This is a genomic window from Streptomyces sp. ERV7 (assembly GCF_001653515.1).
Lineage (GTDB): Bacteria > Actinomycetota > Actinomycetes > Streptomycetales > Streptomycetaceae > Streptomyces.
This window is the reverse complement of record NZ_LYOY01000034.1, coordinates 1-6,463: the sequence shown is the minus strand read 5'-3', so window position 1 is coordinate 6,463 and position 6,463 is coordinate 1. Positions and strand designations below refer to the sequence as shown.

Genomic DNA, 6,463 nt, shown 5'->3' with positions numbered 1-6,463 from the left:
CCCTGATGCGCCGTCTGTTCGCCGACGGCGCGCTGCCCGTACTCCACCAGCGCCTGGACCGGCCGGTCGCGGCCCTCGTCGCCGCGTCGGCCGAGCAGGCCGAGCAGGCCGAGCAGGCCGCTCCGCTGGCCGCCCCCGGCCGCTGAGACCGCCCGGCCCACCGAGCGCCCCCAAGGAAGAGGTACCTCATGTCCATCGCCCCCGACACCCGCACCGCGATCCGGCCGCAGACCCCCGTCCTGGCCCCCGCGGACCTGGAGAAGTGGCTCACCGACCGGGTGGCCTTCCATCTGCACCGGCCCGCCCGGGAGATCGACCCGACGACCCCGCTCGCCGACTACGGCATCGACTCGGTGGCCGCGATCGGCATCTGCGGCGAGATAGAGGAGCGCCACCTGCTGGCGGTCCCGCCGACCCTCGCGTACGACTTCCCGACGGTACGCGCGATCGCCGGGCACCTGGCCGAGCTGCTCGCCGTGGGTGATACCGGGGCCGCCTCATGAGCGCATCCGAACCGGTCGCGGTCGTCGGGCTCGACTGCCGCTTCCCCGGGGCCCGGGACGCCGGCGAGTTCTGGAAGCTCCTGATGGAGGGCCGGGACGGCACCCGGCGCGTCCCCGAGGAGCGCTGGGAGGCGGACCGCTACCGGATCGACGAGCCGGCCTCCCCGGGCGAGGCCCGGCCCCCCGGCCGCTCCAACACCGTGCGCGGCGGGTTCATCGACGACCCGGACGCCTTCGACCCGGCCTTCTTCGGGATCTCGCCGCGCGAGGCGGCCGCCATGGACCCGCAGCAGCGGCTGCTGCTCCAGTGCTCCTGGCGGGCCATCGAGGACGCGACGGTGGCCCCCGAGGACCTGGCCGGCACCGACACGGGCGTGTTCGTGGGGGTGATGGCCAACGAGTGGGCCCACCTCCAACTCGCCGACTACGACCGGATCACCGCCCGGCACGGCTCCGGCAACGGCTACTTCATGGGCGCCAACCGCGTCTCGTACCACCTCGACCTCAAGGGCCCCAGCCTGGCCGTCGACACGGCCTGCTCGTCCTCGCTGGTCGCCCTGCACCTCGCCTCCGGCGCGCTGCGGTCGGGCGACTGCGACTACGCGCTCGCCGGGGGCACCAACCTGATCATGACGCCCGTCCTCAACATCTTCTACACCCAGGCGGGCCTGTCCGCGCCGGACGGCCGCTGCAAGCCGTTCAGCGCCTCGGCCGACGGCATCGGCCGCGCCGAGGGCGTCGCCGTACTCGTCCTGCGCAGGCTCGCCGACGCGCTGGCCGACCGCCAGCCGGTCTACGCCGTGCTGCGCGGCACCGGCGTCAACCAGGACGGCCGCAGCAACGGCATCACCGCGCCCAACCGGTGGGCTCAGCAGGAGCTCATCGAGCGGGTCTGGCGCTCGACCGACGTCGGCGCCGACGACATCGGCTTCATCGAGGCGCACGGCACCGGCACCCTCCTGGGCGACATGATGGAGGCCCAGGCGCTCGGCCACCTCACCAGCGGCCGCAGCGGCGGCAGCGTCGCGCTCGGCTCGGTCAAGAGCAACTTCGGGCACGCCGAGGGCGCCGCCGGGATCGCGGGGGTCGTCAAGACCGTCCTCGCGCTGCACCACCGGACCGTGCCGCCGAGCCGCTTCGCCGACGACGAGAACCCGGGGCTCCAGCTGCCGGGGCGGCGTCTGTCGCTGCTCAGGTCCCCGCTACGGCTGCCGTCCGGCACCGTGCACGCCGCCGTCAGCAGCTTCGGCATGGGCGGCACCAACGCGCACGCCGTACTCTCCTCGCCGCCGCGCGCGGTGCACCGCTCCGGCGAGCGGGTCCCGGGGGTGTTCACCGTCTCCGCCCGCTCCGCACGCCAGCTGCGCCCCAATCTGCTGGCCCAGGCGGAGGCGCTGGCCCAGCTGCCCGAGGACCGGCTCGCCCAGCTGTGCTGGACCAGCAACCGCGTCAAGTCCCGGCTGCCGCACCGCGTCGCCGTCGCCGCGGGCGACCTGGCGGCGCTGGTGGCGGGGCTGCGCGAGGCGGCTGACGCCACCCACGACGAGGACGGCGGGGTGCGGCGCACGGCGCCCACGGTGGCGTTCGCGTTCACCGGACAGGGCGCCCAGCACCCCGGCATGGCCGCCTCCTGGTATGCCACCTCGCCCGTCTACGCCCGCCTCTTCGACGAGATCGACGGGCACCTCGCCCACCATCTCGGCCTCTCGGTGCGCGACGCCGTCCTGGCGGGCGACCCGGGAGTGCACCGCACGGGCCTGGCCCAGCCCGCGCTCTTCGCGGTCGAGTACGCGATGGCGGGCGCCCTGATCGACGCCGGGATCCGGCCCGCCGCGGTCATCGGCCACAGCATCGGCGAGTTCGCGGCGGCCTGCGCCGCCGGAGTGCTCCAACCCGCCGACGCGGCCCGCCTGGTGGCCCGCCGGGGCGCGCTGATGGAGGCGCTGCCGGACGGCGGCGGCATGCTCGCCGTACCGCTGCCCGAGGCGGAGGTGGAGGCGCTGCTCACCGATCCCGCGCGGGTGTGCGTCGCGGCCGTCAACGGTCCGCGCAGCACCGTGGTCGCCGGCGCGCTCGACGAACTCGCCCTGCTGCGCGGCACCTTGGCCGACCAGGGGGTCAACGCCCGCCCGCTGACCGTCTCGCACGCCTTCCACTCCCCGCTGATGCGGCCCGCCGTGGAACCGTTCCGCACCGAGGGCGCGGACACAGCGGTGCACGCCCCCTCGGTGCCGGTCTTCTCGACCGTGTACGGACGGGTCATGGGCGACGAGGAGCGCATGGACGCCGCGTACTGGGCGCGCCAGATCACCGCGCCGGTACGGTTCGCCGACGCCGCCGCCGAGCTGTTCTCCTCGGGCGTCACCCACATCGTGGAGATCGGCCCGCGCGCCGTGCTCACCCCCATGCTCGCCCGGCTCCGGCCGGCCGACGCGGACCCGGTGAGCTGCCTGGCCGCCCACCCGGGCGAGCGCGCGCCCCGCCACCCGCTGCACCACCTGCTCGGGGAGCTGTGGAGCGCCGGGGCCGACCCCCTCTGGGACCGCCTGTACCCGGAGGCGGACCGGGTGCCGCGCCGGCTCCCGCCGTACGTCTTCGACGACAGCTTCCGCGCCTGGCGCTCGGCCGTCGCCCCCGAACTGCCCGCGCCCCACCTCCCCGACACGGACGCGGCAGCCGCGGAGCCGCCGACGGCGGAGTCCGCGGAAACGTGCCCGCCGACCAGGGACGGCGGCTCCTCCCCCAGGGTGGCCGAGGTGACGCGCCGTCTGGTGTGCCGGGTCGGCGGGCACGACCCCTCGGCGGTACGGGACCGCTCCCGCCTCGCCGAGGACCTCGGCTTCGACTCGATCCAGGTCATGGAGCTCAAGACCCGCATCGAGAACGAGCTGCCCGAGCTCGGCAGCCTGCCCGTCGAGGAGTTGCTGGCGAGCCTGGAGACCGTGGGCGACCTCGTCCGCTATCTGGGCGAGCGCCTCCTCGTACCGGCGGCGGCGACCGCACCGTCCGCCCCGACCAGCCCGTCCACCCCGGAAGGACCGCGCGTATGAGCCCGTCACCCGCCCCCGTCGCCCATCTGGTCTCGGTCGGCACCTGTCTGCCGGGCGAGCCGGTGGACAACGCCACCCTGGCCAAGCTCGTCGGCGTCGACGAGCAGTGGGCCGAGATGTTCATCGGCAACGTCAGCCGGCACTTCGCCGTCGACCTGGCCACCGGCCAGGTCCGCCAGTCCCTCGCGGACATCGCGTCGACCGCTGCGGACCGGGCACTGTCGGCGGCGGGCCTGGAGGCCGTCGACATCGACTGCATCGTGATGGGCACCGCCACCCCGGACCAGCTGATGCCCGCCACCGTCAACCTGGTGGCGGACCGCCTCGGCATCGACAACGTCCCCACCTACCAGCTCCAGTCCGGCTGCGCCGGGGCCGTGCAGGCGCTCGACGTGGCCCGCACCCTGCTCCTCGCCGGACGCTGCTCGACGGTCCTGGTGATCGGCGGCGACGTCTGCGCCAAGCACCTGGAGACCGACTTCGACCCCGGCTCGCGCACCTCCGCCGAGCTGGTCAACTACATCCTCTTCGGCGACGGGGCGGGCGCGGCCGTGCTCAGCACCGAGTCCTTCGGGGAGCGCGTCGAGATCCGCCAGGTCCTCAACCGCCTGGTGGGCCTCGGCAAGGCGCCCGGCCAGGTCATCGACTGGTTCGGCCTGGGCGACCGGCACAGCGACCGCACCGCCGTCTCCGAGGACTACAAGGCGATCGAGGCGGCGGTGCCGGTCCTGGCGACCCAGATGTTCTGGGAGCTCGTCGGGGACGTGGGCTGGACGGCCGACCAGGTGGACTTCCTGCTCCCGCCCCAGCTCTCCGGCCGTATGAGCGACCGCATCTCCGACTCGATGCCCGCCCCGCTCGCCCAGCGCGTCAACGTGGTGCGCACGGTCGGCAACAACGGCAACGCCCTGCCCTTCCTCCAGCTCGCCGAGCTGCTCGGCCAGTGGCAGGGCGGCGGGCGTGCCGTCGCCGTCGCCGTGGAGTCCAGCAAGTGGATCAAGTCCGGCATCGCCCTGGAGCGCGCATGACCACGACCGAACCCGCAGGCCTTCTCAACACGCCCACCTCGGGCGGCAGTTGGCGCGACCCCGAGGCGCTGCGGACCCTGCGCGGCCTGTACGCGGCCGGGCACCTGGAGGCCGAGTACCCCTCCGTACGGCCCCTGCTCGCCCGGCTGCCGGAGCCGCGACTGCCTGCCGCCGGGCAGTTGCTCGCCCGGCTCGACCGTGCGGACGTCGCCCGTCACCACCCGGACGTGCCCGTGGTGACCGTCGCCGTCACCGGCCAGTCCACCGTCGCCCCGCTGGTCGCCCCGCTCACCGCGGAGCTGGCGCGCCACGGGCTGCTCCTGGACCCGGTGGTCTCGCCGTACGGCTCGTATCTGGCGGACCTGCTCGGGCCCGGCGGCCCCGGGGCCGGGCCCCGGCCGCGCCTCACGCTGTGCCTCCTTGACGCGCACACCGTCTTCGAGGAGGTGCCGCTGCCCTGGCGGGTCGAGGACGTCGAGGCGGCGGCCCGCTCCCGGCTCGCCCTGATCGGCCGGGCCGTGCGCGCCCATCAGGAGAACGGGCGCGGCCCGCTGGTCCTCAACACCGTGCCGCTGCTGCACGGCCACGCCCGCCAGCTGGTCGATCTGCGCTCCCGGGCCCGACTCGGCGTCGTGTGGCGGGAGTTCAACAGCGGGCTGCTCGCCCTCGCCGAGGAGCACCCCGGGCTGATCGTCGTCGATCTCGACCCGCTGGTCGCCCAGGGCACACCCGCGTACGAGCCGCGCACCGGCCTGTACGCCAAGGCGCGCCTCGCCGAAGGACTGCTCGCGAGCTACGCCCGCGACGTCGGCCACCTCGTCACCGGGCTGCTCGGCCGGACCCGCAAGTGCCTCGTCCTCGACCTGGACGGGACGCTCTGGGGCGGTGTGCTCGGCGAGGACGGCGTGGACGGCGTGGAGCTCGGCAGCGGGTTCCGCGGCGAGGCGTTCGTCGAGTTCCAGCGCGTGGTGGCCCAGCTCGGCTCCCAGGGCGTCCTGCTCGCCGTCAGCAGCAAGAACGACGAGGACCGGGTGCGCGAGGCGCTCAGCGAGCATCCCTCGATGCTGCTGCGCGAGGACGACTTCGTCCGCGTCAACGCCAACTGGTCGGCCAAGCACGACAATCTGCGCGACATCGCCGAGCGGCTCGGGATCGGCCTGGACAGCTTCGTCTTCGTCGACGACAGCACCTTCGAGTGCGGTCTGGTACGGGAGCAGCTGCCGCAGGTCGCGGTGGTCCGGGTGGACGAGGAGCCGGCCCTGCACCCGGCGGCGCTGCTCGCGGACGGGTGGTTCGACCTGCCCGTGCTCACCGACGAGGACCGCGAGCGGGCGGGCCGCTACCGCACGGAGGCCAGGCGCCAGGAGTTCCGCGAGGACGTCGGCTCCTACCAGGACTACCTGGACGGGCTCGGCATCGAGGTGACGGTGCGCCCGCCGGAGCCCCCGGAGCTGTCCCGGGTCTCCCAGCTCACCCTGCGCACCAACCAGTTCCACCTCGCCCCCGAGCGGCTCCAGCTGCCGCAGGTGCGGGAGTGGGCCGAACGGCAGGACCGCGGTGTGCTGGTGGTCCACGCCCGCGACCGGTTCGGCGACCACGGTCTGGTCGGGGCGGTGTTCCTGCGCCGCGACGCGGAGGACCTGCACATCGACAACTACGTACTGAGCTGCCGGGTGTTCTCGCGCGGCATCGAGAGCGCCTGTCTGGCGGCCGTACTGGAGCACGCGGCGGCGTCCGGCGCCCAGGGCGCGCTGGCCCGCCACCGGCCGACCGCCCGCAACGCCGCCTGCGCCTCCTTCTACATCGACCACGGCTTCGTCCCCACGGGCGTGGCCCCCGACGACCCCACCACCGTCCTCTTCCGCCACGCCCTGCGCGACAT

General features: G+C 74.5%; 4 protein-coding genes. All 4 read left to right on the top strand.

Annotated elements, in window-relative coordinates; all coding sequences use genetic code 11:
- Window positions 1–188 precede the first annotated feature (188 nt).
- Window positions 189–503 (top strand): acyl carrier protein, encoded by a 315-nt coding sequence (locus A8W25_RS14380; RefSeq protein WP_067161358.1) that lies wholly within the window; start codon window positions 189–191, stop codon window positions 501–503.
- Window positions 500–3,553 (top strand): type I polyketide synthase, encoded by a 3,054-nt coding sequence (locus A8W25_RS14375; protein ID WP_067161356.1) that lies wholly within the window; start codon window positions 500–502, stop codon window positions 3,551–3,553. The genes A8W25_RS14380 and A8W25_RS14375 overlap by 4 nt, the downstream gene beginning before the upstream one ends.
- Window positions 3,550–4,581, top strand: a complete 1,032-nt coding sequence (locus tag A8W25_RS14370; protein ID WP_067161354.1) for a 3-oxoacyl-ACP synthase III family protein — start codon at window positions 3,550–3,552, stop codon at window positions 4,579–4,581. The genes A8W25_RS14375 and A8W25_RS14370 overlap by 4 nt, the downstream gene beginning before the upstream one ends.
- Window positions 4,578–6,463: HAD-IIIC family phosphatase (locus A8W25_RS14365; RefSeq protein ID WP_067161352.1), on the top strand; the 1,886-nt coding region annotated here is incomplete at its 3' end. The genes A8W25_RS14370 and A8W25_RS14365, both read left to right, overlap by 4 nt.